The organism is Alteromonas sp. KUL17 (assembly GCF_006538305.1).
GTDB classification, from domain to species: Bacteria; Pseudomonadota; Gammaproteobacteria; order Enterobacterales; family Alteromonadaceae; genus Alteromonas; species Alteromonas macleodii.
This window is the reverse complement of sequence record NZ_BJKJ01000004.1, coordinates 1-26,442: the sequence shown is the minus strand read 5'-3', so window position 1 is coordinate 26,442 and position 26,442 is coordinate 1. Positions and strand designations below refer to the sequence as shown.

The window sequence follows — 26,442 nt, the reverse complement described above, 5'->3', positions numbered from 1 at the left end:
GAAGCATTTGCTTCGCTTTAATAGTGTATTCGTCACTATTCGACTTCTACGATTTTGAGGGTATTGGTCGCGCCCACTTTTTCCATTTCATCGCCGTAAGTCAGGATGATACTGTCGCCGCTTTTCACTAACCCTTTCTCTTTAAGTGATGCAATGACATCGTACTTCAATTTGCCAGGTTCACTGTTTGAAGAGTCAAAGAAAACCGGCTTAACGCCGCGGCAAAGCGCCATTGTGTTAAGCGTTGATTCGTGACGAGACATCGCAATAATTGGCAGAGATGTAGTAATGCGAGACATTAACGTTGGTGTAGTTCCACTTTCAGTTAAACCTACAATCGCTTTAACACTTGGCAAGTGGTTCGCGGCGTAAACCGCAGACAGAGCAATTGACTCGCTAGTAGAAGAAAACTGCTGATCCATGCGGTGCTTGGAAATTTTAACGCTTGGATGTGTTTCCGCGCCTTCACAAACACGAGCCATAGCTGCAACTGTTTCAATAGGGAAATTACCCGCCGCTGTTTCAGCTGAAAGCATTACCGCGTCAGTGCCGTCTAGTACAGCGTTTGCAACGTCCATTACTTCTGCACGTGTAGGCATAGGGCTGTCAATCATCGACTCCATCATTTGCGTCGCGGTGATCACAACCTTGTTGAGCTGGCGAGAACGGGCAATCAGTTTCTTTTGAACACCAACAAGTTCCGCATCGCCAATTTCTACACCCAAGTCACCACGAGCAACCATTACCGCATCTGAAGCGCTGATGATATCCGTCATGGCTTCGTCAGACGCCACCGTTTCAGCACGCTCGACCTTTGCACAAATTTTTGCGTAGCAGCCAGCTGCTTCGGCAAGTTCTCGCGCGTAGTTCAAGTCTGCGCCGCTGCGAGGAAACGATACTGCAAGGTAATCAACACCAATTTTAGCGGCGGTTTTAATGTCTTCTTTGTCTTTTTCGGTAAGTGCATCTGCAGAAAGACCACCGCCTTGACGGTTAATGCCTTTATTGTTTGAAAGCTTGCCGCCTACTGTTACTTCAGTAATCACTTTGCGGCCTTCAACGCCAGTTACTCGAAGCTGAATACGACCGTCATCAAGAAGCAGAATATCGCCTGCTGATACATCATCAGGAAGCGCTTTGTAATCAATACCTACTTGATTAATATCACCTTCGTCGCGGCCTAATTCAGCGTCTAGAATAAATCTTGCGCCAACCTCTAAACGAACTGCACCTTCGGCAAAACGAGCAACACGGATTTTAGGACCTTGAAGATCACCTAAAATCGCTACGTATTTACCTAGGTTCTTTGCCGCCTGACGAACGCGCTTTGCACGTTCAATGTGGTCTTCGGCTTGTCCGTGTGAAAAGTTCATGCGCACAGTGTTTGCGCCTGCGGCAATAAGTGCCTGAATCTTTTCAAGTGAGTCGGTTGCAGGTCCTAGGGTGGCAAGAATTTTCGTTCTTCTGGTCATGTGAGTCCGTCGCTGTTTCTAAGTTAGAAAAGACAAAGAGTGATAGGCTACGCGTTTATACGGTATGCCTGTAATCGCTTTACGTAATTTTATTACAGAATAATAGTTGAATTTGACAAAAATGTGAATGAAATAAACAAAAACGCCTAACTGGCTCGACCAGTTAGGCGTTTTCGCTGATTTATTGAACCAATTTTGTTACGGTAAGTGGTTCTTATATGAGCACGTGGGAAGAAAATTACTCACCACGCTTTTCATAACGTGAACCACGCAGCGTATCTTTTACTCGCTTCAGATTCTCTCTGAACTTGTTGCCGCGGCGCAATGTAAAGCCGGTTGCCAGTACATCAATTAGCGTGAGCTGCGCGATGCGAGAGGCCATAGGCATATACATATCAGTATCTTCCGGCACTTCCAGCGATAATACATAACTGCATTCTTGTGCCAGCGGGCTATCTGCTGAGGTAATTCCTACTACAGTAGCGTCGTTCATGCGGGCAATTTGCGCTATTTCTACTAAGCTTTTAGTTCGGCCCGTGTGGCTAATCAATACAACAACATCGCCATCTGAGCAGTTCATGCAGCTCATGCGCTGCATCAGAATATCTTCAAAGTAGACCACTGGAACATTGAAGCGGAAAAACTTATTTAGTGCATCGTGAGCCACTGAAGCTGAAGCGCCTAAGCCGAAAAATGAAATTTTCTGTGCCTGTGTAAGTAAATCAACAACGCGATTTACCACGTTCACATCCACAGATTGGCGCGCCACTTCCAGGGACGCCATGGTCGATTCGAATATCTTATTGGTATATTCGTCTGGGCTGTCGTTTTCATCAACATGGCGGTTTACATAAGGCGTGCCGTTAGCCAGGCTCTGCGCTAAATGCAGCTTAAAGTCTGGGAAGCCTTTAGTATCAAGTCTTCGGCAGAAACGGTTTACGGTAGGCTCACTAACATCCGACATCTTAGCGAGGGTTGCTATACTCGAATGAATGGCCGTTTGTGGGTTAGCTAGAATTACTTCAGCTACCTTTTTCTCAGATTTACTGAATGCCGCTTGGTTTTGTGTGATTTTTTCTAAAATGTTCATACAGATATAGCAATTAGTTAGCACAATTTATTGTAAGGTACACCCGTAATAGTACCCAATGTGACGTCTGTGACAAGAAAAATGTAATTTTTTGACAATTTTTGTTATTTCAATCGGGTTAAATGAGGGTAAACTGAGGGAAACAGTAAAGATTCAGATCCTATAGTTGGTACAAGTTGTAATTTTACTACATTTGGTGTTAACTATACGGTAAAAATAGTCGTTAGTGTTGTAAATAACTGTACAATACGCAGCGGACACATACATTTAAAAGGTCGACGAATATGGTATTGGATAATTCCTACGAACCCTGTGATTTTGTACTTTTCGGTACACTGGGAGATCTTTCACGACGCAAGTTGTTGCCTTCTTTATATCAGCTTGAAAAAGCAAACTTGATGCACCCAGACACCACTATTGTGGGTGTTGCGCGTCAAGAAATGGAGCTGGATGCCTATATTGAAGAAGTTCATGCCAACCTAATCAAGTTTGGCGAGAAGAACTTGTGTGAAGCCACTTGGGAAAAAATGAAAGCGCGTTTGCACTATGCATGCGTAGACATGAAGGACGTTGAAAGCTATTGCGTATTAGACGACCACGTTGACCCAAGCCGCACCATGGTTTGTTATTTAGCGACGCCACCGGCGATATACGGTGATATCTGTCGTGGCCTGCATAGCTGCAAAATTATCGACTCAAGCGTTCGCGTTGTTCTAGAAAAGCCAATTGGTCACGATTTGGCATCGTCAAAAGTGATCAATGAGCAAGTTGCAGAATACTTCGACGAAAAGCAAATTTACCGCATTGACCATTACCTTGGTAAAGAGACAGTACTAAACCTAGTATCACTGCGTTTTGCCAATTCTATTTTTGCTACTAACTGGGACCACAACTGCATTGACCATGTTCAAATCTCAGTTGCAGAGTCAGTGGGTATTGAAGGGCGTTGGGGTTACTTTGACGACGCGGGTCAAATGCGAGATATGGTGCAAAACCACTTGCTACAAATTTTAAGTTTGGTAGCGATGGAGCCTCCGACAACGCTCGACGCTGACAGCATTCGTGACGAAAAATTGAAAGTGCTTAAAGCGCTTCGTCCGATTAACTCGTTTAACATTAATGACAGCACAGTACGCGGTCAGTATACCTCTGGTTTCGTGAAGGGCGAAGAAGTGCCTGGGTACCTTGAAGAAGAAGGTGCTAATACGCAAAGTAAAACCGAAACCTTTGTTGCTATTAAAGCGGAAATTGACAACTGGCGTTGGGCTGGTGTGCCGTTCTACCTACGCACAGGTAAGCGCATGCCAACTAAGGTGAGTGAAGTTGTTATTTACTTCAAGCGTCAGCCACACAACTTGTTCGGTGACAGCTTCAAGAATCTCCCACCCAATAAGCTCGTTATTCGTCTACAGCCAGACGAAGGTGTAGAAATCACCGTAATGAATAAAGTACCTGGCTTAACCAGCTCAGGCTCTATGGATCTACAAAAATCCAAGTTAAACCTAAGTTTCTCTGAAGCGTTTGCCGATGAGCGTATTCCTGACGCATACGAAAAACTCCTTCTTGAAGTTATGTTGGGTAATCAGGCGCTATTCGTTCGTCGTGACGAAATTGAGCAAGCTTGGACGTGGGTAGACTCAATTCTTGAAGCGTGGAAGCAATCGAGCGAGCCGCCAGAACCGTATCAAGCAGGTACGTGGGGGCCGGTAGACTCTATAGGTCTTCTTGCTCGCGAAAATCGCAGCTGGTACGAGAGCAAAACAGGGAAGAAAAAGTAATATGGCGTTAACAACTCTATCATTTGAAACACCTGATGCGCTGACTGATGCATTTGCGCAAGACTTAGTCAGCATTTTAAAAACAGGTATTAAAACTCGCGGTCGAGCTTCGCTTGTCGTTAGTGGTGGTCGTACACCGCTGGCGCTTTTTAAACAACTAAGTGAAACCGAACTTGAGTGGGATAAGGTTGATATCACCCTTGCCGACGAGCGCTGGGTTGAAGAGGGCCACGAGGCCAGCAACACCAGCCTAGTCAAAAATAATCTAATTCAAAATAAAGCCGCAGCAGCTCGTTTTATCGAATTGAAAAGCGATGCTAATGATGCAAACGAAGGCGTAAATGCCGCAGAGTCAAATCTGGCTAGCATGTCACAACCTTTTGATGCATTGATTCTTGGCATGGGGGAAGATGGTCACACTGCATCGCTTTTCCCTTGCTCTGAACAAGTACGTGACGGCTTAGATATGAGCAGCGGCAGAACCTGCATCGCTGTTCAACCTACAACAGCACCTCATCAACGTATTTCATTAACGCTACCAGCGTTACTCAATAGCCGTAATATCTTTTTGCATTTAACAGGCGAGAAGAAAAAACAAGTCTTACTTGATGCTATTGAAAATGCCACCGAAGCGCAAAAGCCCATCACCGCCGTAGTTAACCGCGCGCCGGTTACTTTGATGTGGGCGCCATAGGAGACAAACATGAATCCAAAAATTGCTGAAGTTACGCAACGAATTATCGAGCGTAGTAAAGAAACGCGTAAGGCGTATCTAGAAAAAATTGAGAGTGCACGACGTCAAGGACCACACCGTGGTGTGTTGTCATGCGGTAACCTTGCTCACGGCTTTGCAGCATGTGGAACAAGCGAAAAATCAGATCTTCGTTCAATGACCAAAGCCAACGTGGCAATTGTGTCTGCGTATAACGATATGCTTTCAGCGCACCAGCCTTACGAGACGTATCCTGCGCTCATTAAGGATGTAGTGAAAGAAGTAGGCAGCGTAGCCCAGTTCGCAGGTGGCGTGCCTGCTATGTGTGATGGTGTTACACAAGGCCAGTCTGGCATGGACTTAAGCCTAATGAGCCGTGATAACATTGCTCAGGGGGCTGCCATTGCGCTTTCTCACAACATGTTCGATAGCGCACTGATGCTAGGTATCTGCGACAAAATCGTTCCTGGGCTATTAATGGGCGCACTAACGTTCGGTCATTTGCCAACCGTCTTTGTGCCAGCTGGTCCAATGCCATCGGGTCTTCCAAACAAAGAAAAAGCCCGTGTTCGTCAAGAATTTGCCGAAGGTAAAGTAGGGCGTGACGCGTTGCTTGAAGCTGAATCTCAATCTTACCACTCTGCGGGTACTTGTACGTTCTATGGAACGGCAAACTCGAATCAGTTAGTGGTTGAAATGATGGGCTTGCACCTTCCTGGTTCGTCGTTTGTTAATCCGGGCACACCTTTGCGCGACGCGTTAACTAAAGCGGCTGCGGTTCAAGCAACACGCTTAACTGATCTGGGCGACAACTACACGCCAATTGGTCACATTGTAGATGCAAAAGCCATTGTGAACGGCCTTGTTGGTCTTCTTGCTACGGGTGGTTCTACTAACCACACCATGCACCTTATTGCGGTAGCACGTGCTGCAGGTTACATCGTAAATTGGGACGACTTCTCAGACATCTCTAATGCTGTGCCTCTTCTTACTCGCATTTACCCGAATGGCTCAGCTGACATTAACCACTTTGTTGCAGCAGGTGGTATGTCATTGCTAATTAAACAGCTGCTTGATGCGGGTCTACTACATAACGATGTTAAGACCATTTGTGGTGAAGGCTTAGACTTCTACACTAAAGAGCCTGTGCTTAAAGACGGCGAGTTAGAATGGCGAGACGGCCCAACTGAATCTCTTGATAAAGAAGTGCTAGCAACTGTTGACGCACCGTTTAAGCCAGATGGTGGTTTGAGTGTACTTGACGGCAATCTTGGTCGTGGCGTTATCAAAACCTCAGCGCTTCGCACGCCTCACTGTAATATCAAAGCTCCAGCGGTTGTGTTTGAAGACCAGTTTGAACTGGATGACGCGTTTAAGTCTGGCAAGCTAGACAAAGACTGCATTGTAGTTGTTCGCTTCCAAGGTCCTTCTGCGATTGGTATGCCAGAACTTCACCGCTTAACGCCACCTCTTGGTGTGCTTCAAGATCGCGGCTTTAAAGTGGCGCTAGTTACTGACGGTCGTATGTCTGGTGCATCAGGTAAAGTTCCTGCAGCTATCCACGTGACTCCAGAAGCTTATAAAGGCGGTCTACTTGCTAAAGTGCAAGAGGGCGACATTATCGAGCTAAACACACAAACTGGTGCACTAACACTGCATGTGGATGATGAAACACTGGCTGCACGTGAAGCAGCGCCAGCGAACTTAGCTAAGCATCACGTTGGAATGGGACGTGAAATGTTTGCGGGTATGCGCGCTATTCTGACGGGTGCAGAAGAGGGTGCATGTTCACTGTTTTACACGCAGGAGCAAGCATAATGAGCCAGAAGTTTGTGGCTGATGTTGGCGGTACGAATATTCGTGTTGCAAGGGTAACCGAATCAGGTGTAGCCGACATCAAAAAATACATGTGTAATGATTTCGCCAGCATCGACCTCGCTATCGCGCAGTACTTTAGCGACATGCCGGAATACAGCTTTTCGCAAGGTTGTATTGCAATTGCATGTCCAGTATTGGGCGATCAAGTCGAGATGACGAATCACAGTTGGGCATTTTCTCAAAATGCACTTCGCTCTCAGCTTAAACTAGACGCGTTGTTCGTTATCAATGACTTCACTGCCGTAGCGCACTCTTTGCCTGTATTGGGCGAAGAGCAAGTGGTACAAATTGGCGAAGGCACTGCGAAAGAAAATGGCAATATCGCTGTTTTTGGACCTGGTACAGGATTGGGTGTTGAGCATATTACAATGACCTCAACGGGCTGGCAGACGCTGGACGGTGAAGGTGGTCATGTAGACTTTGCACCGGTAGATGAAACCGATGTTGTCGTATGGCGTCACCTTCAATCTACCCTAGGACGTGCTTCTGCTGAAGAAGTAATGTCTGGACGCGGTCTGCATAATATTTACACCGCGCTAGCAAACCACGCATCAGCACCAGTTGTATTTACCGAGCCGGCTCAAATCACTGACGCTGCGCTGAACGGTACCTGTAAGATTGCTGAAGCGACGCTTACCCAATTCTGCCGAATTATGGGAAGCTTTGCGGGTAATTTAGCACTTAACATGGCAACCACGGGCGGCATTTTCATTGGTGGTGGCATTGCTAACCGTTTCCCTGAATTTATTCAAAATAGCGATTTTAGAGCGCGTTTTGAAGCGAAAGGGCAAATGAAGCACTACGTGAAAGACATTCCCACCTATTTAATTGCAGAACCTGATCATGGTTTATTGGGTGCGGCTGCATATCTGAATCAAAATACAGCGAGCTAAATTATGACAACGAAATGGAAATACTCTCCAGAGGAAATTTTTGCGGCCGGTCCAGTTGTACCTGTTTTGGTAATCAATGACGTAGAAAAAGCGGTTCCTCTGGCAAAAGCGCTGATGGAAGGTGGTATTAAAGTACTAGAAGTAACGCTACGTACCCCTGCTGCTATTGACGTGATTAAGCGAATTGCACAAGAAGTGCCTGACTCGCTAATTGGTGCTGGAACCGTGACTAACGCCCAGCAGCTTAAAGCGGTAGTTGAAGCGGGCGCTAAGTTCGCAATTAGCCCAGGTATGACGGCTGATTTGCTAAAAGCGGGTATGGATTCAGAAATTCCACTTATCCCTGGTATCTCTTCAACTTCTGATTTGATGAAGGGTAAAGATGCGGGTTATACCCACATGAAATTCTTCCCAGCAGAGGCTTCAGGTGGCGTTAAAGCCATTAAGTCAATCAGTGGTCCTTTCCCTGATGTGACGTTTTGCCCAACGGGTGGCATTGGTCCAAACAACTACAATGACTATTTAGCGCTTAACAACGTTAAATGTGTAGGTGGTTCGTGGCTTGCCCCTGACGACGCAATTGAATCAGGTGACTGGGCGCGTATTACGCAGCTAGCAAAAGAAGCTGTTGCGGGTGCTAAACAGTAATTTGCAGAACCTTTAAATGAAAAAACCTGCTCATTGGCAGGTTTTTTTATATCTCTTGATCGTGAACTGCGACTGTCTACCTTCCAAAGTGTCAGCGAAATTGCGCTTGCACTTCAAATAATTTACTTCGGAACAATAGTTTGTTTCAGTGTGTGGCTAGCACCGGGGGACAGTGTCTTTCCCTGAGTTAGCGATGTTTCTACGCACAACATATGCTTATAGCCAAATGGGTCCATGTCTGAAATAGACGCTGCGCCTAACCACGGGTTCCACACTACCAAAGAGTCATTGCCGTCGGATACCACTTCCGTAAACGTGTTGCCTTCGACTTCAATTTCTGCTGTTTTAATCGGCGCAACATGAATGCGATCCGTTTCGCCTGTGATGGTGTAAGGACTCGGTGTCGTCTTAAGCCCCCAGTCATCAAGTTTGTCTTTATATTGACCTTCAATTCCAGTTATTTGGGTATGTTGAATGTGGTCAACGTGGAAATATGTATGTAGCGCACAGTTAAATTCGAATGGTACAACACCCGTATTTTCTGTAGTTAGCGCGACGTCCATCGTCTCACCAACGGTAATTACCATGGTCACGTTACAATCGTTCTCAAACCCTTCAGCTCGGGTAAAGCTTGGCGAAAGCGTAATCGTTGTTCCGCTTTCTGTATCTTCTGAATGAATCAGCTTCCACACTTGTGTTCTCAAAAAGCCGTGAGCGGGGAGGGCACCTTTTTCTCGACCGTGATCATCGCTAAACCAAGGCCAGCACACCGGAATACCACCGCGAATAGGTCGCTCTCCGTTCAAGTAAGCATGGGGGCTTACCCAAAGACGCTCTCTGCCATCGCTTTTAGGCACATATGACAAGATATGACCGCCAAATAGGCTAATACGCGCAGAGGCAAACGCATTATCTACGTCTAAAAAGGTAAGTCCATTAGACTCACTAACGGTAACTGAACTCACAGGTGGCATAAGCCCTCCTTGGACTAATAAGAAAACAACAAAGGGTAAGCGACGGGAAAGCGTATGTCGCTGGAATATCGCTATTATGCGTGTTTACGACCACGAAAAACAAAAAAGGTGCAAACGCCGTGTTTACACCTTTAGATTAACTCAACTTTAGCGTGAATAGTTTAACTATTTTAGCTTAATACCGTTAATTACTTAGAAATGTGAGCCACAAGGTCTAGAACCTTGTTTGAGTAGCCCCATTCGTTGTCGTACCAAGAAACGAGTTTAACGAATGTATCAGTAAGTGCGATACCTGCAGTGGCGTCAAATACCGATGTGCGAGCGTCGCCAAGGAAGTCGTTAGACACAACCGCATCTTCTGTGTAACCCATGATACCTTTAAGCTCGCCTTCTGAAGCTGCTTTCATTGCTGCACAAATTTCATCGTAGCTAGCAGGCTTCGCAAGGTTTACAGTAAGGTCTACTACTGAAACGTTTGGCGTAGGTACACGGAAAGCCATACCTGTTAACTTGCCGTTAAGCTCAGGGATAACTTTACCTACTGCTTTTGCTGCACCGGTTGATGATGGAATGATGTTTTGACCAGCACCACGACCACCACGCCAGTCTTTCATTGAAGGACCGTCTACCGTTTTCTGTGTTGCAGTTGTTGCGTGAACCGTTGTCATCAAACCGTCTACAATGCCAAATTTATCGTTAAGCACTTTGGCAAGTGGAGCAAGACAGTTAGTTGTACAAGACGCGTTTGAAACAATAGTTTCGCCAGCGTAGCTTTCTTGGTTAACACCCATAACGAACATAGGCGTGTCATCTTTAGAAGGTGCAGACATAACAACTTTCTTCGCGCCAGCTTCGATATGCTTCGCGGCAGTTTCTTTAGTCAGGAACAAACCTGTTGATTCAACAACTACGTCAACGTCTACTTCATCCCACTTAAGTGCAGCTGGATCTCTTTCAGATGTAATGCGGATAGTTTTGCCGTTTACAACTAGGCTATTGTTATCTACTGTAACTTCACCGTCGAATAAACCGTGAGTCGAGTCGTATTTCAATAGATAAGCAATGTAGTCCGTGTCTAGTAAGTCGTTTATTGCAACAACTTCAATGTCGTTGCGCTCTGCTGCTGCGCGCATTACTAGGCGTCCAATACGGCCAAAACCATTGATACCGATGCGAATTGTCATAACGTACCCCGATTATTTAAATAAAATGAAAATAAATTACGTAAAGTATGGATCAAAATGCCATAATTAGCAAAATAAAAAGCCAAAGTGTTGCAAAATTACGAATAAGTGCTATTGCAATCGTATTCAGATATCGCCAAGCCCTTGTTTCTAGAATAATGTTAAAAATTTGTTTGTAGACGCACTATGCTTAATTTGCTTTGCGTCTTTTACCGAATAACAGGAATGACACACCATGACACAACAACTTCTGCAACAACTGGTTGAAATGCGGGGAATTGAAACCCAATACGTCGACGCATGGGGAAAGCCAGCAACCATCGCAGAATCAAATAAAGCAAAACTGCTTAACACACTTGGCTATGACACCAGCAGTGATGAAAAAATTCAGTCACAAATTACACAAGATATAAAGTCGGTATGGTTGTCGCCGTTAAATCCTGTTCAAGTAGTTCGCAATACCCAAGAAATTAATCTAGCAGTTCGTTTACCTATTGAGTTAGTGAACGATGATCACACGCTAACGGTTACCTGTGAAAATGGTGACGTGCTCACTCATCAATTTACGCCAGTTGACCAAGAAATGACGACGATGGCGCATATCGACGATGTAGAGTTTCATGAATACGTAGTAACACTGCCTTTGGATTTGCCCCTTGGTTATCACGATGTAGCCTTAAGCGCTGATGACGATGAGTTTGCGCGTTCTCGCTTAATTGTGGCTCCAGAAGCGTGCTACACGCCAAACGAAATTAAAGAAGGCAAAAAAATATGGGGCTTAAGCGTTCAACTTTACTGCGTTCGCAGTGAAAAGAACTGGGGGATTGGTGATTTTTCTGATTTAGCTCTGCTTATTGAAAAAGCCGCTGGTGTGGGCGCAGACTTTATCGGACTTAATCCTATTCATGCGCTTTACCCTGCAAATCCCAACGCGTGCTCGCCTTATGGGCCAAGCTCACGTCGCTGGCTTAATTATTTGTATATCGATGTGACTGCCATTGACGGCTATGACGATGCATCAGTACAAGCGATAGTGAGCAGTGATGAGTTTAAAGCCACGCTTGAACATGCACGTAACGTAGAACATGTAGACTACGAGGCAGTCGCCCATGTGAAACTGGCTGCGCTTAAAGCAGTATTCGATGTTTACGATGCCAAATACCTTCGTAAAAGCACAAAGCAAAATAAAGCGTTTAAAGCCTTCGTAGAAGCGGGCGGTGAAAGCTTAGATATGTTAGCGGTGTACGACGCCCTGCAATCGCACCTAAAAGCTGAAGGTAAAGACAGCTGGGGATGGCCGGTATTCCCACAAGAATACAAAGACTATTACAACCCAGCCGTGGCTAAGTTTAAGAGTGCAAACAAACAAGACGTCAAATTTTACTTGTTCCTACAGTGGATTGCCGCCCAACAGCTTGAGCTTGCAAGCAACAAAGCTACTGATGCAGGCATGACCATTGGTCTTTATCGCGACTTGGCGGTAGGCGTTAGTGAAGGCAGTGCGGAAATTTGGGGTAACAAAGACCTATACTGCACAGGCGCAAGTGTAGGTGCTCCACCGGATATCTTGGGCCCACTAGGCCAGAACTGGGGGTTGCCGCCTATGGACCCTCGTAAGCTGTATGAACAGGGTTACCAGCCCATTATTGACCTGTTTGCGTCTAACATGGCGTCGTCAGGCTCATTGCGTATCGATCACGTCATGGCGTTGCTGCGTTTATGGTGGGTTGTGAAAGGCGATAACGCTAAAGATGGCGGCTATGTTTATTATCCTGTAGACGATTTACTCGGTATTCTAGCGCTAGAAAGTCACCGCAATCAGAGCCTGGTTATCGGTGAAGACTTGGGTACTGTACCCGAAGAAATTCGCAGCAAGCTTGCTGATAATGGCGTGTACTCATACCGCGTATTTTTCTTCGAACAAGCGGAAGACGGTGGTTTCTTCTCACCTAGCCATTACCCTGTTCAGTCTATGTCAACGTTGACTACTCACGATATGCCAACGCTGATTGGTTACTGGCACTGTTTAGATTTAGAGCTAGGCAAAGAAATAGGGCTTTATCCAACAGAAGAAATCCTTCAAACGCTTTATGCGGATCGTCATGAAAATAAACAGGCAATACTTGATACGTTGCACGGGCACGGTTCAATTGGCGACAATGTAGGCCGCGATGTTAATCATACGGGTATGAATCGCGAACTGAATAACGGTATGCAGGTGCATATGGCAGGTGGCTCGAGCGCATTGTTGAGCCTGCAATTGGAAGACTGGTTAGAAATGGATAAGCCGGTCAATATTCCTGGTACTTTTGACGAGTATCCAAACTGGCGAAGAAAACTCACAGAGAATATCGAGTCGATGTTCGATAGACATGATATAAATGAGTTGGCGTCTAAACTTACTCATGCCAGAAAGCAAGCAAGTCAGGGTTAATTGCCATTATCAAAGAAATGATAATAGGCGGTTGCCTGGGTAACTTAAACGAGTAAGATAAAGTACCAAGACGGTACTTGAAAGAGCTTAAATGTATACAACGCATTTAAGCTCACAATTCAACCCGCTGCCATGCGGGTTTTTACTAGGAGTAGCGAATGCAATTAGCGCAGCAGTTTGAACAGGTATTATGTTCTCAGCCGTTTTCCCATTTAGGTGTAGTTAAAAATCAGCAGAAGTCGGTACTTCGCGTTTGGCGTCCTAATGTCAGCAAGATAACGATTGAATGGGAGAATGCAGCGCTAGCAAATGTAACCGTTACCTCCAAAAATGGTCTTTTTGAAACACCACTGCCTAAAGAATATCAGGGTGAGGTTTATCGCGTTATCGCCGAAGGCTTGAATGACGATAAGGGCTATATCGATCCTTATCAATTCTCCGAGCAGGCGTATCATGCGGTACACTACATCGATAGCAAGCCTTCAAACTTGTATGAGCAAGCGGGCGCGCAACTTTTAACACTCACTTCATCACAAGGCGATGCGATAAAAGGTGTCAGGTTCTGCGTTTTCGCGCCCAATGCAAGCACGGTGTCGCTCATTGGCGATTTCAATCAGTGGGATGGGCGCACGCATCCTATGGAAAAGACCTCCATGGGATACTGGGTACTGTTTGTGCCAGAACTCGCAGAGGGAGAGCGCTACAAGTATCACATTAAAGATGCACACGGCCACGACCTACCGCACAAGGCTGACCCACTTGGCTTCAGTGCAGAGCAGTATCCTTCTCATGCTTCGAAAATTTACAACCACAATAACTATGAGTGGAATGATAGTGCATGGATGGAAAAGCGAAAGGGGAACAAATACAACAGCCCAATGAGCATTTATGAGGTGCACCTTGGCTCTTGGAAGCGCCCGGGTATTGAAACTGATGCGCGCTATCTTACTTATAAAGCGCTGGCCGATGACTTAATAAGCTACGTCAGCGATATGGGTTACACTCACGTTGAATTGCTGCCTATTTCCGAGTTTCCTTTCGATGGGTCATGGGGCTATCAGCCCGTGGGAATGTTCGCACCAACGAGTAGATTTGGAAACCCAGATGAATTTAAATACTTTGTTGATAAGGCTCACCAAGCAGGTATAGGCGTAATTATCGACTGGGTACCTGCACATTTCCCGGAAGACGGCCATGGCTTGGCGCGATTTGATGGTTCTTGTGTTTATGAATATGAAGATCCGAGGAAAGGTTGGCATCCGGATTGGAATTCTTGCATTTACGATTTCGGCAAAGACACAGTTCGTCAATTTTTAGTTGCAAACGCACTGTTTTGGCTAGACAAATTTCACGTTGATGGACTCAGGGTTGATGCAGTGGCATCCATGCTTTATCTCGACTATTCACGCAATGACGGAGAGTGGATCCCGAATGTGGATGGTGGCAACGAAAACTACGAAGCCATCAGCTTACTGAAATGGATGAATGAAGAAGTGTACAAGCACTTCCCAGACGCCATGACAATTGCCGAAGAATCAACGTCGTTTCCCAAGGTTTCTCGCCCAGTATTTGATGGTGGTTTGGGCTTTGGCTTTAAGTGGAACATGGGGTGGATGCACGACTCATTACACTACATCGCTAAAGACCCCGCCTATCGCAACTATCACCATGGCGATATTACCTTTAGCATGGTTTACGCGTTTGACGAAAACTTTGTGCTGCCTATCTCGCACGATGAAGTGGTACACGGCAAAGGCAGTATGCTGCATAAAATGCCTGGCGATGAATGGCAGCAAGCTGCTAACCTGCGTTGTTACGCGGGCTTTATGTACGGTCACCCCGGCAAGAAGCTTAACTTTATGGGGAACGAGCTTGCGCAGGCACGAGAATGGAACCATGACAGTAGTTTAGACTGGCACTTGCTCGATTACGAAAAACACAAAGGCATTCAAGCGCTTTATAAGGCGCTCAACAACCTCTATACGTCTACGCCAGCGCTTTACGAGCAAGACCACGAACCAGGGGGCTTTGCTTGGCTGGACCACAATAATGGAGACCAAAGCGTGGTTTCATTTGTTCGTATGTCAAAAGATGCGAAGCAAAAAGTATATGTGGTATCTAATTTTACGCCTGTGCCACGTCAGAACTTCAGAATAGGCGTAGATGATGCATGCACGCTAACGCTAGCACTAAACACTGATGATGGTGCATATTGGGGTAGTGGCTACGACGTTGCTTCTACTGTAAATACGCAACCCATACCTTGGAATGAGCGTACTCACTCTGCAGAAATCACGTTACCGCCGCTAGCCACGGTATTTTATGTTACCAATGTGGATTAATCCGACTAGAGCGAAACGCCCTAGTGAAGAGATAAATTGAGAACCAAGTGAACGAAATTCGAGACACCGCACTAATTGTAGAAAGTGGAATAGGAAAGGCATATCCACTTGGCGCAACAGTTACACAAGATGGTTGTAATTTTGCCGTATACGCGCCCGATGCGAAGGCGGTCGTGTTGTGTTTTTTCAATAGTGACACAGAAGAGGCGGTGAGTGAGCATCCATTGCCTGAGAAAACTGGTGATGTTTGGCACGGTCGTTACAACGGCGTTAGCGCAGGACAATACTATGGTTATCGCGTAGAACGCGGTGAGGGAGGGTTACATGCGGTACCCACCGACAAACTGCTAATCGACCCTTACGCCAAGAAAATTAGTCGCGCAATAAAATGGGACGCTAGGCAATACAAACACGACTCTCAGTTTATGATCCCAAAGTGCATAGTAATTGATCAAAATGACTATGCGCCCAGTCATGTTAGCGCGCCTGTTATACCGAAACACAAGCGAGTAGTTTACGAAGCACATATTAAAGGGCTCACAAAACTCCATCCCGATGTACCTAAAGAACACCGTGGCAAATTTATCGGTGCTGCCCATCCGAGTGTCATCAAGCATCTCAAAGCATTAGGCATAACCACGGTGCAATTTATGCCGTTGTGTTCATTCATGCCTGAACCATTTATTACAGAGAAAGGCTTAACCAATTATTGGGGATATAACCCGGTTAATTTCTTTGCACCTGAACCACGCTACGGTGTGTCAGATGCGCTTGCTGAACTGAAGTCTATGGTAGATGCTTATCATACTGCCGGACTTGAGGTTATTGTTGATGTGGTATTTAACCATACAGCAGAGGCAGGCAATGGCGGTCCTATTCTTTCTTATAAGGGGTTTTGCCCTTACCAAGGGTACTTACTAGAACAAACAAAAAACGGAGAGTTGGTTTATTCTAACCACTCTGGCTGTGGTAACACGGTAAATACCGCGCAGCCATTTATGATGGGACTTATTTTAGATGCCATGCGCCACTGGGTATCCGTAATTGGCGTTGACGGCTTTCGTTTCGATTTAGCAGTATGCTTGGGAAGAGAGCCACAAGAATATAGTAAAAAATCTGGGCTGCTGAGAGCCATTAGTAGCGACCCTGTTCTAAAAGAGAGGGTATTGCTTGCCGAACCCTGGGATATTGGGCCTGGCGGCTACCAAGTGGGTAACTTTCCGTCCCCGTGGTTAGAGGTGAATGATAAATACCGCGATACGGTGCGCGCCTTCTGGCGTGGAGACGATGGCGTTACCGCGGACTTTGCTACCCGTTTAATGGGCTCACGAGATATATTTCACAAAGGCCATCGACATATCAGTACGTCGGTAAACAACGTGACATATCACGATGGGTTCACGCTGCACGATATGGTGACCTACGCCGAACGTCACAATCTCGATAACTTAGAAGAAAATCGAGATGGCCATGGACACAACCTGTCTGCCAATTATGGTATTGAAGGGGAAACGAATGACGAGCAGATACTCGCTATGCGTGAGCGTCAAAAGCGCAATCTCTTTGCAACGCTGATCTTCTCGCAAGGTACACCGCATATTCTTGGTGGCGATGAATTAAGCCGCACCCAAAATGGCAATAATAATGCCTATTGTCAGGATAATCCTATTAGCTGGATGAATTGGGAATTAAACAAGCGCAAGCAAGATTTTCTTAGCTTCTGCCAATATGTGATCCGTTTGCGTCAGTCCTCTTCACTGTTAAGCGAACTAAAGCTGCACGATGATACTTTTACGCTCTCACGAAATGTAAAAGAAATAAATTGGTATAAGCCCGATGGTTCTGACAAAGCGTCTGAAGACTGGAATGCGCATCATAACAAAGCGTTTGGTGTGGAAATAAAAGGTTGTGTAACGGGCGACCAGAAGCCAGAGCACTGGTTCTTGTGTGTTAATGCAAGTGAAAGCGACGTGCGTTTTCACCTACCTTCTGTCATACCCAGGGGAGGGTGGACCATGCACTTGGATACGCGCTACAGCTCTCTTGAAGAACAGCCTTCAATTTGCATTCAGAAGGTGTTTTTACAGGCCAGCAAATCGCTAACGTTGTTCAGTTTTTCTCAGTTCTCTGGATAGAATAATGGCTTACAATACGACCTTATACTTGGTTAAGGATGCCTTTAAAGAATTTAAGAGTACCGCTAAACGGCTCTAAACTCAGAGCACGTTAGCTGAATAAGAAACAGAGTCTTTACCTTTGTGTGAATTTCATACAGCATGGGCGAGAGCGCGTAACACAGGTGCTGAATGCGTGCCAAAATCTCGGCTAAATTAGCTTACAAAACCCATTAATGTTTACCGCTGGTGACAATTACACCAGTGCGCACTAAATTGTTAGCTTAGACTGTTCTTTATTCTTTCAGGTGGTATCATGCGCAGCCATCTGAAATGTGAGGGTGTTCCTATGCAAAAGAAAGGTGGTAATTCGCACGAAGACAAGTCGTGTGATATTGGTTTTATCGGTTTAGGGGTGATGGGTAGTAACCTAACCATGAACCTAGTGGACCATGGCTATCGTGTAGCGTGTTTCGATTTAGACCAAAACAAAGTTGAGTCTATTCTTGCCAAAGACGCAAGCGAAAGAGCTGAAAATACTGAGCCTCGTGTTGAAGGCTGCAGTTCTTACACCGAGCTTTTAAGCAAGTTAAAAGCCCCGCATCTTATTATTATCTCTGTGCCTGCTGGCGATCCTGTTGACCACGTTTGCAATCATCTTATTGACGCCGGAATTCACGCTGACGATATCGTGGTTGATACTGGCAACAGTTTGTGGACAGACTCTGTAGCACGTGAAGAGCAGTACAAAGGTAAGTTTATCTTCTTCTCTACCGCCGTGTCAGGTGGTGAAGTAGGCGCTCGTTTCGGGCCATCTCTTATGCCTTCAGGCAACCCTTATGCATGGACACGCATTGAGCCTGTTCTTAAAGCTATTGCTGCAAAGGTTGACCCAGAAACAGGTAAACCATTAGAAAGCCATACGCCAGGTCAACCAGTGTTAGAAGGCGAACCATGTGCGACCTACATCGGTCCGGTTGGAGCCGGGCACTATGTAAAAATGGTGCACAACGGTATCGAATACGCCGACATGCAGCTTATCTGCGAAACTTACCATGTTATGCGCGAAGCGCTACATATGGCGCCAGCTGAAATAGCAGAGGTGTTTCGTCGCTGGAACGAAGGCAAGCTGAATAGCTACCTGATGGAAATTAGTGCTGAAGTTCTTGAGCAAATGGATCCAGAAACACAGCAGCCGTTGGTTGATGTGATCTTAGATAGAGCAGGTCAAAAAGGTACAGGCCTTTGGACTGCAGTAAGCGCATTACAGGTAGGTAGTCCGGCACAGACCATCACTTCTGCGGTATTCGCGCGCAGTATTTCTAGTTTGAAAGACGAGCGTGTAGCTGCGAGCAAGGTTCTTGCAGGCCCAGATGCGCCATCATTCAGCGATGATGAGAAAATGTCGATCATCAACAAGCTAGAGCAAGCGCTTTATTGCTCTAAAATCTGTGCGTACGCACAGGGCTTCCAGTTAATGGCTATGGCAGGCAAAGAACACGGCTGGACACTGGAGTTTGGTGAAATAGCGAAAATATGGCGTGCAGGCTGTATTATTCGCGCCGTATTTCTTCAGTCTATTTCTCAGGCGTACGAGAATAACGAAGACTTAGCCAACTTGCTTATGGACCCATTCTTTGCGGAACAAATTACGCAGTACCAATCTGATTGGCGCGAGTCTATCGCCCAAGCGACACTGGCGGGCGTGCCTTGCCCTGCCATGATGTCGGCGCTAAGCTATTACGATTCATATCGCACAGCTGTGTTACCAGCTAATTTGCTGCAAGGCCAGCGCGATTATTTTGGCGCACATACTTATCAGCGTGTAGATAAGCCAGCAGGTAAAAAGTATCACATCGAGTGGAGTGATCCTGCACGTCCGCAAACCGCTATCAAAAAATAGTATGAACTAAATAGTGTTACACGCGCTCATAATTGAGCGTAAACTATCGAAAGGTGTATTTGTTTTCAAATACACCTTTTTTGTTTTAAGAGGTAAGTTATGTCGACAGATGAAAAAGCAAACGCATCAGTAGCTAAAAAAGACTGGAAAACTGAGCTCACTGACGAGGAATATTATGTATGCCGCGAAGCGGGTACTGAGCGACCTTTCACTGGAGTATTGCTAGACGAGCAGCGAGATGGATTGTACGTGTGTAAGTGCTGCGAAGCGCCACTTTTCCCCTCAGATACTAAATTTGATGCTGGTTGTGGATGGCCTTCTTTCTATAAGCAGCTTGATGACGGTAATGTAGATTACAGAGAAGACTTGAGTCACGGTATGCGTAGGGTTGAGATTTTTTGTAAGCAGTGTGGCTCGCACTTAGGCCATGTATTTCCAGATGGTCCTGCGCCAACGGGTCAACGCTACTGCGTAAATTCGCTATCTATGACCTTTAAAGGCGAAGATGATACACAAATTAAAGGTTAAAAAGCCCTAAGTGAGCGCTTGATTAAGGTAAACATCTGATTAAATTTTGACCTCATGTGGAAAGTAGAGAGATCCAATCATAAAAAACCGCCCATAAACGGCGGTTTTTTTAATTATTTACCAATGAAATTGTGTAATTGAGTTTCAAAAAATTAGAGCTTATCCAGTTTCAATGAATCTGCGTTGAAGGTCGCGCTATTCAAATTACTGACTATTTCATCAACAATGTTATCTAGAATGCCTACTGGAAGGGCATAGCGTTGTCCAAGTTGAACACGCTGAGTGTCGTTAAGTCTCTCATCGAAGGCTTCAGCCACACCATACCAAACATAGGCAAGGCGATAGTTGTCCATATCCATTCCCATTGAAGCAAGCGAGTAGAAAATACTGACATCAATGTCGTCGCTATCTGTATATAAACTTAGCGCGCGATATAAGGTTTCAATGGTACGCTTTTGGTCTGTTTTAATCTGAACAGAGGCCAGTGCGACCAGTAGCTTTGGATCGCTTACACGGTTGCTGGCAGCGTAGCGCTCAAAGCGATGAAAAGCCTCTTTGTCGTTATATCGTGTCCAATGATAGTACGAAAGGTAAGGATCAAGGGAGTCTTTCGTTTCGCGGCTTAGGCGTTTAATTTCACGCTGAGCAGTAATAACGCCTTTTAGCCGTGTCGCTTCCTTGCCTTTGCGTTTAACGTGTTCGATATGCTGCACTTCTTCAACGCAGGTTAGATACTCTTCGAAGTTCAGAAGGAGCGGGTACTTGTAAGCGTCGTCTTTTGAATCTTGATTGTAGTAACGCAAGCGAATAATCTCAGCTCGCTCGCCGCGACAACGGGCATCCAAACTCAAATCTAAGCAAATCTCGCTGTGAGATTCACAAATTTCACTGATAGTAGGTTCAAAAAGATCGCCACAACCCGTCAGTGTTGTCGCTGCTGCCAGCCACACCGTCGTTACATAACCTTTTGTTGGAAACTTACTAAATAAATTCGTTGTTGTACGAGTTTTCATAGAGGTTTTGAAACTTATCAACAATTTGGTCTTCCTTGCTTGTTTATTTAAGATACTGCTCGTCACCGTCAGGCGAAAACTCACCTAGTGTACCCTAAAAATAATAAAAAGCTGACGCGTAATCAGGATTAGTTATGTGTGTTTGTGCCACAAAAAATTGGCCGCGCATACAACAATGACAACACCGTTAAATTAATATCGATGAAGGCAGAAGCATGAATCAACAGTTTGAGCAGGAATTACAAAGCAGCTGGCAAGAGCGTCAGGAATACGCAGAAATGATGTTGCCCCTTATAGGTAAATTGTATCGCAATAAGGCAGTTGAAATTTCGGTTTATGGACGCTCGCTACTGAACGCCAGTGCTATTGATGTTATTAAAGCGCACCGCAAAGTGCGTCTGCACGAAGGTATTAAGCTACGCCTACGCGAAAGCTATCCAATCTTAGAAGCTTTGAGCAACATGAAGCTTGCTCCTGCACAAATTGATATTGGTAAATTGGCTTTTGATTTTCACTACGGTTCTGCGGTCGACAACAACGACCTTACGGCCTACCTTAACGAAAAACTAAACGACGTTGCCGATAAAGAGGACGATCAGAAACCTCAGGACGTTGTACTATATGGTTTTGGCCGTATAGGTCGTTTACTTGCTCGCTTGCTTATTGAACGCCAAGGTAAAAACAATAAGCTTCGCTTACGTGCCATTGTGGTTCGTGGCGGGCGCGATGGCGACCTAGAAAAACGCGCAAGCTTACTGCGCCGCGATTCAGTGCATGGGCCATTCAACGGCAGCATCACAGTTGACCACGAGCGTAACGCGCTAAAAGCAAACGGTTCATACATTCAAGTCATTTATGCCAACAGCCCAGATGAAGTGGATTACACGCAATATGGTATCGATAACGCTATCATCGTAGACAACACGGGTATTTGGCGTGACCGCGATGGCCTTGGCCTACACCTTAAAGCTAAGGGTGCAGCGAAAGCTATCCTTACAGCCCCGGGTAAAGGTGACATCAAGAACATCGTACACGGTGTAAATGACGAAGAAGTAACACCAGAAGACACAATTGTATCTGCTGCAAGCTGTACAACTAACGCAATAACGCCGGTACTTAAAGCGCTAGACGAAGAATATGGCATTGAAAACGGTCACGTTGAAACCGTTCACTCTTACACTAACGACCAAAACCTTATCGATAACTACCACAAAGGCGATCGTCGTGGACGTAGTGCGCCACTTAATATGGTTATTACCGAAACGGGCGCTGCGAAAGCCGTTGCCAAAGCGTACCCGAAACTGGCAGGTAAACTTACCGGTAATGCTATCCGCGTACCTACACCTAACGTGTCGCTAGCGATTTTGAACCTAAATCTTAAAACGCCGGTGGATCGCATTGCAGTTAACGAGTTCTTGCGCGATACCGCGTTGTTCTCAAAGCTTCAACACCAAATTGACTACACGGCAAGTAAAGAGATTGTATCGACAGACCTAGTGGGCTCTCGCGCAGCGTCTGTGGTTGACTCTCAAGCAACTATTGCCGCAGATAATCGCCTGACGTTATATGTATGGTACGACAACGAATTCGGTTACAGCTGTCAGGTATTGCGCGTAGTTCGAGACATGGCAGGGCTAAGTTTCCCTACGTTGCCGCTTTAAGCGACACGCAATTTAATTAACTGTATAAAAAACCGACCTAAGTGGTCGGTTTTTTGATGGTGTAAACATTTTGTATACTCTTGATAGTACAAAACCTACTGTGTGCGTGGAATTTGTGTTTACGTCTATGCTAAATTAGCGCTCAAATAATGAGGAAAACGACAGTCTATGCATATTTCCAGTCAATTCGACAGCGGTAACATTGAAGTAGTTAGCGCACAATCACCTGACAATATTCGTCTAACCATCCCCAACGACAACCAATCTGAATTTGCACAGTGGTTCCACTTTCGTTTAGTGGGCGAAACCTTTGTTACGCACACAATGACCATTGGTAACTTGGCAAAATCAGCGTATCCAGAGGGTTGGAAGGGATATAACGTTTTAGCGTCTTACGACCGTCAAACCTGGTTTAGAATTCCTAGCGAATTTGACGGCGATAACCTTACGTTCTCACTAACATTAGAACAGCCTAGCGTTTACTTTGCGTATTTCATTCCGTACAGCTACGAACGTCATCTCGATCTTGTGCACGACGCGCAAATGTCGTTACTGTGCGAGCATAAATTCTTAGGCCTCACCCTTGATGGCCGTGATATGTCTATGCTGGTTATCGGTGAAGAAACACCAGAAAAGAAAAAAGTCTGGATCACCGCACGCCAACACCCTGGTGAAACCATGGCCGAGTGGTGTGCTGAAGGTATTATTTACCGTTTGCTCGACGAGCAAGATGGTTTGGCGCGACAGTTGCTTGATAACGCTGTGTTTTACATTGTGCCAAATATGAACCCAGACGGAAGCGCGCGGGGTCACCTGCGTACCAACGCTGTAGGAACCAATCTTAATCGCGAGTGGGCAACACCATCGAAAGAAAAAAGCCCAGAAGTACTTTACGTACTTCACGCAATGAGCGAAATTGGTGTAGATATGTATCTTGATTTGCACGGTGATGAGGCATTGCCGTACAACTTTGTTGCAGGAAGTGAAGGTAACCCTAGCTACAATGACACTATCAAAATGCTTGAAAACATCTTTAAAGATGCGTTGTTAAATGCAACGCCTGAGTTTCAAGACGAGTTTGGCTACGATAAAGATGAGCCGGGTAAGGCTAATTTAACTGTGGCTTCAAACGCGGTGGGCGAGAAGTTCAAATGTATGGCGTACACGGTAGAAATGCCATTTAAAGACAACGCTGATGTACCAGACGACATATACGGTTGGTCGGTACAGCGCAGCCGTCAATTAGGTGAAGATTTGCTTATTGGTGTGAATGCAGTTGTCAAAAAGCTAAAAGCATCAGAGCAATAATATAAAAATAAGGAAGCAAAAGCTTCCGCAAAAAAGGCCTCGACAAAAAGAGGCCTTTTAATTATTAAAATAAAACAACAATTAAACATAATAAAAAAGGGGAATAACGTTGGAAGGGTTATATGGTTTTCTAACTATGCTCGATGGTTTCTTAGGGGGCGCGTTCTGGTTTCCTTATGTACTGTTAGGCGTAGGTCTTTTCTTTACTGTTTATCTTAAGTTTCCGCAAATTCGTTTCTTTAAACACGCCTGGCAGGTTGTTACCGGTAAGTTTGATAAAGAGAGCGATCCAGGTGACACCACGCACTTTCGTGCACTTACAACCGCACTGTCTGGTACCGTAGGTACAGGTAACATCTCAGGTGTTGCATTCGCTATTTTCCTTGGTGGCCCCGCTGCACTATTTTGGATGTGGGTAACCGCCTTTTTAGGTATGACTACAAAATTCGTTGAAGTTACTCTGTCGCACAAATATCGCGTAAAGACAGAAGACGGCACCATGGCCGGCGGCCCCATGTATTATATGGACCGCCGCTTGAACATGAAGTGGCTTGCCGTAGCCTTTGCTATTGCCACGGTGGTAAGTTCATTTGGTACTGGCAACCTACCGCAAAGTAATGGTATAGCACAAAGTATTGAAGCCACTTTTGGTTTCGAGCCTTGGATGGTGGGTAGTGTACTGGGTATTCTTCTGGCTTTGGTCATTCTTGGTGGTATCCAACGCATTGCCGCGTTTACAGCGCGTGTTGTTCCCGTTATGGCTGTTATCTACCTTATCGGTGCGCTTGCCGTTATCTTTGCTAATTTAGACAACATTGGCCCATCGTTTTCTGCTGTTATCGGTGATGCTTTTACAGGTTCAGCCGCTGCTGGTGGTTTCTTGGGGGCTTCGTTAGCTTATGCGTTTAACCGTGGCGTTAACCGCGGCCTGTTTTCAAACGAAGCGGGTCAAGGTTCTGCACCTATCGCTCACGCAGCAGCAAAAACGAAAGAGCCTGCGTCAGAAGGTATGGTGTCACTGCTTGAGCCTTTCATCGACACTATTCTAATCTGTACCGTTACTGGTTTGGTTATTTTGTCGTCTGGCGTGTGGAAAGAAAAACACGAAAACGTCTTCGATCGTTCAGACATGTACTTTGTTGCAGGTCAATACGACGACTCTAATCAGGATGACGTAAACAAACTATATGGTTACTTGAATGAAATTGAAGGTAACAATGTACAGCCTTACACTGGCTCAATTACCGTTGTTAACGGCACGGCGGTAAGCGATGGTTTTACACTGCTTAACGCTAGGTCTGTAGCAGAAGACGTGAAGTATGCAGTAGGTAGTGAAGACTTGTTTACTGGCACGCTTAAGATTGTTGACGGAAAGCCGGTTAAAGAGAACCTTGAAGTAAGCGGTAAGTCACTGGTTCACTCGGCAGCGCTCACTACCATTGCCTTTACTCGCGGTTTCTTTGGTGATTTTGGTCAATATATCGTGTCAATTGGGCTTATGCTGTTTGCGTTCTCAACCGCCATCGCTTGGTCATATTATGGTGATCGCGCTATGACATATTTGTTCGGTCCTCGCTCCGTAATGCCGTATCGCGTCATCTACGTCGCCGGTTTCGTTTGGGCTGCATTCTCTGACACCACATTAGTTTGGGCACTTTCAGCTGTGGCTATCGTGGTAATGACCTTGCCAAACTTGTTCGGCATCATGTTGCTTTGTAAAGAGATGAAAGAAACGGTTAACGACTACTGGTCTCGACATAAAAAATAAGGTGAGTATTGCCTAAAGCATTGCCCCTTCTTGAGTTTCACTGAAGGGAAACGCAACTTGGCTATCAGGTAAAAATGCGTAGCGGTGAACTTTGTATAAAAGTTAACACCCTGCGCATTTTTGTTTTATGGCGATAAGGTTAATTCACAGAATCGACTTCATTGTTGTGATGAACTTAAGTATGATACCCATCCGCGTATAAATGCGTCTTCGCTCAATAGCGAGTTGCGCATTTCCATTTCGCACCCAATAAACAGGAGCAACATATGGCATTAGTTGACTGTCCTTCGTGTAACAAAAAAACGTCTGACAAAGCGAAGACGTGTCCTCACTGTGACTTTAAAATCGGTGATGCGACCTCTGAAGATATAGAGCGCAAACAAAGCTTACAAAGATTTAAAAAGTTAGCCAGTATCCAGAACCAATCCCTTCTTGCTATGCTGATATTCGTTGCGAGTTTTGGCTTCATGTATTGGGGCGGAACACGCCCAGGTGATTTGCAACATAATTTAGCTATTTTGGGCGCAGTGGTTGGCTTTGTTTGGTACTTAGTAAACCGCGCGCGTATTGTTTACATTAAGCGTTTTTCCTAAATGAATATAGAAGCACTTTTAGCCAGCATGACGCCGGAGATTTACGAGCGTCTGCGTCAGGCTGTTGAAACAGGTAAGTGGCCAGATGGCACGCCTTTAAACGAAGAGCAAAAAGCAAGCAGCATGCAGGCTGTTATGCTGTATCAAGC

20 protein-coding genes are annotated in these 26,442 nt (G+C 45.5%); 15 read left to right on the top strand and 5 right to left on the bottom strand.

Translation table 11 applies throughout. From position 1 onward, the window contains the following. Positions 1-35: 35 nt before the first annotated feature. Entirely contained in the window at positions 36-1,472 is a 1,437-nt protein-coding gene (gene pyk / locus KUL49_RS04920) for a pyruvate kinase (protein ID WP_131136492.1), read from the bottom strand. Between the two features lie 238 nt (positions 1,473-1,710). Next, on the bottom strand, positions 1,711-2,562 hold the full coding sequence (locus KUL49_RS04915; protein ID WP_014949854.1) for a MurR/RpiR family transcriptional regulator: 852 nt from the start codon (positions 2,560-2,562) through the stop codon (positions 1,711-1,713). Between the two features lie 284 nt (positions 2,563-2,846). Between KUL49_RS04915 and zwf the strand changes: the two genes are divergently transcribed. The 5 genes from zwf to KUL49_RS04890 are packed head-to-tail and all read left to right on the top strand — an operon-like array spanning position 2,847 to position 8,471. Continuing rightward, positions 2,847-4,340 carry a glucose-6-phosphate dehydrogenase gene (gene zwf, locus KUL49_RS04910; RefSeq protein ID WP_014949853.1) on the top strand — a complete coding sequence of 498 codons (1,494 nt, stop codon included), beginning with the start codon at positions 2,847-2,849 and terminating at the stop codon, positions 4,338-4,340. A 1-nt stretch (position 4,341) separates the two neighbouring features. Beyond that, positions 4,342-5,034, top strand: coding sequence for a 6-phosphogluconolactonase (gene pgl, locus KUL49_RS04905; RefSeq protein WP_131136491.1), 693 nt, complete (start codon positions 4,342-4,344; stop codon positions 5,032-5,034). Between the two features lie 9 nt (positions 5,035-5,043). Then, entirely contained in the window at positions 5,044-6,870 is a 1,827-nt protein-coding gene (edd, locus tag KUL49_RS04900) for a phosphogluconate dehydratase (protein ID WP_131136490.1), read from the top strand. Continuing rightward, positions 6,870-7,823 (top strand): glucokinase, encoded by a 954-nt coding sequence (locus KUL49_RS04895; RefSeq protein ID WP_014949850.1) that lies wholly within the window; start codon positions 6,870-6,872, stop codon positions 7,821-7,823. Before edd ends, KUL49_RS04895 begins: the two co-directional genes overlap by 1 nt. A 3-nt stretch (positions 7,824-7,826) precedes the next feature. After that, complete coding sequence (locus KUL49_RS04890) at positions 7,827-8,471, top strand: bifunctional 4-hydroxy-2-oxoglutarate aldolase/2-dehydro-3-deoxy-phosphogluconate aldolase (protein ID WP_014949849.1); 645 nt, start codon at positions 7,827-7,829, stop codon at positions 8,469-8,471. Positions 8,472-8,593: 122 nt separating this feature from the next. Here KUL49_RS04890 and KUL49_RS04885 read toward each other — a convergent pair whose 3' ends face one another. Then, positions 8,594-9,445 (bottom strand): D-hexose-6-phosphate mutarotase, encoded by an 852-nt coding sequence (locus KUL49_RS04885; RefSeq protein ID WP_131136489.1) that lies wholly within the window; start codon positions 9,443-9,445, stop codon positions 8,594-8,596. Positions 9,446-9,633: 188 nt separating this feature from the next. Continuing rightward, positions 9,634-10,629: a type I glyceraldehyde-3-phosphate dehydrogenase gene (gene gap, locus KUL49_RS04880; protein WP_039234855.1), complete on the bottom strand. Its 996-nt coding sequence runs from the start codon at positions 10,627-10,629 to the stop codon at positions 9,634-9,636. 235 nt (positions 10,630-10,864) lie between these two features. Between gap and malQ the strand changes: the two genes are divergently transcribed. The 5 genes from malQ to msrB all read left to right on the top strand — a co-directional run bounded on the left by malQ (position 10,865) and on the right by msrB (position 19,950). Continuing rightward, positions 10,865-13,063 carry a 4-alpha-glucanotransferase gene (gene malQ, locus KUL49_RS04875; protein ID WP_131136488.1) on the top strand — a complete coding sequence of 733 codons (2,199 nt, stop codon included), beginning with the start codon at positions 10,865-10,867 and terminating at the stop codon, positions 13,061-13,063. 158 nt (positions 13,064-13,221) lie between these two features. After that, positions 13,222-15,405 (top strand): 1,4-alpha-glucan branching protein GlgB, encoded by a 2,184-nt coding sequence (gene glgB / locus KUL49_RS04870; RefSeq protein WP_131136487.1) that lies wholly within the window; start codon positions 13,222-13,224, stop codon positions 15,403-15,405. Between the two features lie 47 nt (positions 15,406-15,452). Then, positions 15,453-17,540, top strand: coding sequence for a glycogen debranching protein GlgX (gene glgX / locus KUL49_RS04865; RefSeq protein ID WP_131136486.1), 2,088 nt, complete (start codon positions 15,453-15,455; stop codon positions 17,538-17,540). 328 nt (positions 17,541-17,868) lie between these two features. Next, positions 17,869-19,422 (top strand): NADP-dependent phosphogluconate dehydrogenase, encoded by a 1,554-nt coding sequence (gene gndA, locus KUL49_RS04860; protein WP_014976813.1) that lies wholly within the window; start codon positions 17,869-17,871, stop codon positions 19,420-19,422. Positions 19,423-19,521: 99 nt separating this feature from the next. Further along, a complete protein-coding gene (gene msrB / locus KUL49_RS04855) occupies positions 19,522-19,950 on the top strand; it encodes a peptide-methionine (R)-S-oxide reductase MsrB (protein ID WP_014949842.1) in 429 nt (142 codons plus the stop codon). Between the two features lie 152 nt (positions 19,951-20,102). Here the strand turns inward: msrB and KUL49_RS04850 are convergent, their stop codons facing one another. Further along, on the bottom strand, positions 20,103-20,987 hold the full coding sequence (locus tag KUL49_RS04850; protein WP_131136485.1) for a DUF2989 domain-containing protein: 885 nt from the start codon (positions 20,985-20,987) through the stop codon (positions 20,103-20,105). A 191-nt stretch (positions 20,988-21,178) separates the two neighbouring features. Between KUL49_RS04850 and KUL49_RS04845 the strand changes: the two genes are divergently transcribed. The 5 genes from KUL49_RS04845 to KUL49_RS04825 all read left to right on the top strand — a co-directional run. Further along, positions 21,179-22,624, top strand: coding sequence for a glyceraldehyde-3-phosphate dehydrogenase (locus KUL49_RS04845; protein ID WP_014979588.1), 1,446 nt, complete (start codon positions 21,179-21,181; stop codon positions 22,622-22,624). 168 nt (positions 22,625-22,792) lie between these two features. After that, the gene (locus tag KUL49_RS04840; RefSeq protein ID WP_131136484.1) at positions 22,793-23,932 is read left to right on the top strand and encodes a M14-type cytosolic carboxypeptidase; all 1,140 of its coding nucleotides are present in this window, start codon (positions 22,793-22,795) and stop codon (positions 23,930-23,932) included. A gap of 109 nt (positions 23,933-24,041) precedes the next feature. Further along, the gene (locus KUL49_RS04835; protein WP_131136483.1) at positions 24,042-25,700 is read left to right on the top strand and encodes a sodium:alanine symporter family protein; all 1,659 of its coding nucleotides are present in this window, start codon (positions 24,042-24,044) and stop codon (positions 25,698-25,700) included. Between the two features lie 266 nt (positions 25,701-25,966). After that, entirely contained in the window at positions 25,967-26,293 is a 327-nt protein-coding gene (locus tag KUL49_RS04830) for a zinc ribbon domain-containing protein (protein WP_014949837.1), read from the top strand. Beyond that, on the top strand, positions 26,294-26,442 hold a 149-nt coding region (locus KUL49_RS04825; RefSeq protein WP_131136482.1), incomplete at its 3' end, for a YeaC family protein. It lies immediately after the preceding gene.

Bases quoted from the DNA above. Each gene is read 5' to 3' on its own strand.
- KUL49_RS04845 (WP_014979588.1), top strand. From the start codon at position 21,179: ATGAATCAACAGTTTGAGCAGGAATTACAAAGCAGCTGGCAAGAGCGT.
- KUL49_RS04885 (WP_131136489.1), bottom strand. From the start codon at position 9,445: ATGCCACCTGTGAGTTCAGTTACCGTTAGTGAGTCTAATGGACTTACC.
- zwf (WP_014949853.1), top strand. From the start codon at position 2,847: ATGGTATTGGATAATTCCTACGAACCCTGTGATTTTGTACTTTTCGGT.
- glgB (WP_131136487.1), top strand. From the start codon at position 13,222: ATGCAATTAGCGCAGCAGTTTGAACAGGTATTATGTTCTCAGCCGTTT.
- edd (WP_131136490.1), top strand. From the start codon at position 5,044: ATGAATCCAAAAATTGCTGAAGTTACGCAACGAATTATCGAGCGTAGT.
- gap (WP_039234855.1), bottom strand. From the start codon at position 10,629: ATGACAATTCGCATCGGTATCAATGGTTTTGGCCGTATTGGACGCCTA.
- pyk (WP_131136492.1), bottom strand. From the start codon at position 1,472: ATGACCAGAAGAACGAAAATTCTTGCCACCCTAGGACCTGCAACCGAC.
- KUL49_RS04890 (WP_014949849.1), top strand. From the start codon at position 7,827: ATGACAACGAAATGGAAATACTCTCCAGAGGAAATTTTTGCGGCCGGT.
- KUL49_RS04840 (WP_131136484.1), top strand. From the start codon at position 22,793: ATGCATATTTCCAGTCAATTCGACAGCGGTAACATTGAAGTAGTTAGC.
- malQ (WP_131136488.1), top strand. From the start codon at position 10,865: ATGACACAACAACTTCTGCAACAACTGGTTGAAATGCGGGGAATTGAA.
- KUL49_RS04915 (WP_014949854.1), bottom strand. From the start codon at position 2,562: ATGAACATTTTAGAAAAAATCACACAAAACCAAGCGGCATTCAGTAAA.
- gndA (WP_014976813.1), top strand. From the start codon at position 17,869: ATGCAAAAGAAAGGTGGTAATTCGCACGAAGACAAGTCGTGTGATATT.
- KUL49_RS04830 (WP_014949837.1), top strand. From the start codon at position 25,967: ATGGCATTAGTTGACTGTCCTTCGTGTAACAAAAAAACGTCTGACAAA.
- msrB (WP_014949842.1), top strand. From the start codon at position 19,522: ATGTCGACAGATGAAAAAGCAAACGCATCAGTAGCTAAAAAAGACTGG.
- KUL49_RS04895 (WP_014949850.1), top strand. From the start codon at position 6,870: ATGAGCCAGAAGTTTGTGGCTGATGTTGGCGGTACGAATATTCGTGTT.
- pgl (WP_131136491.1), top strand. From the start codon at position 4,342: ATGGCGTTAACAACTCTATCATTTGAAACACCTGATGCGCTGACTGAT.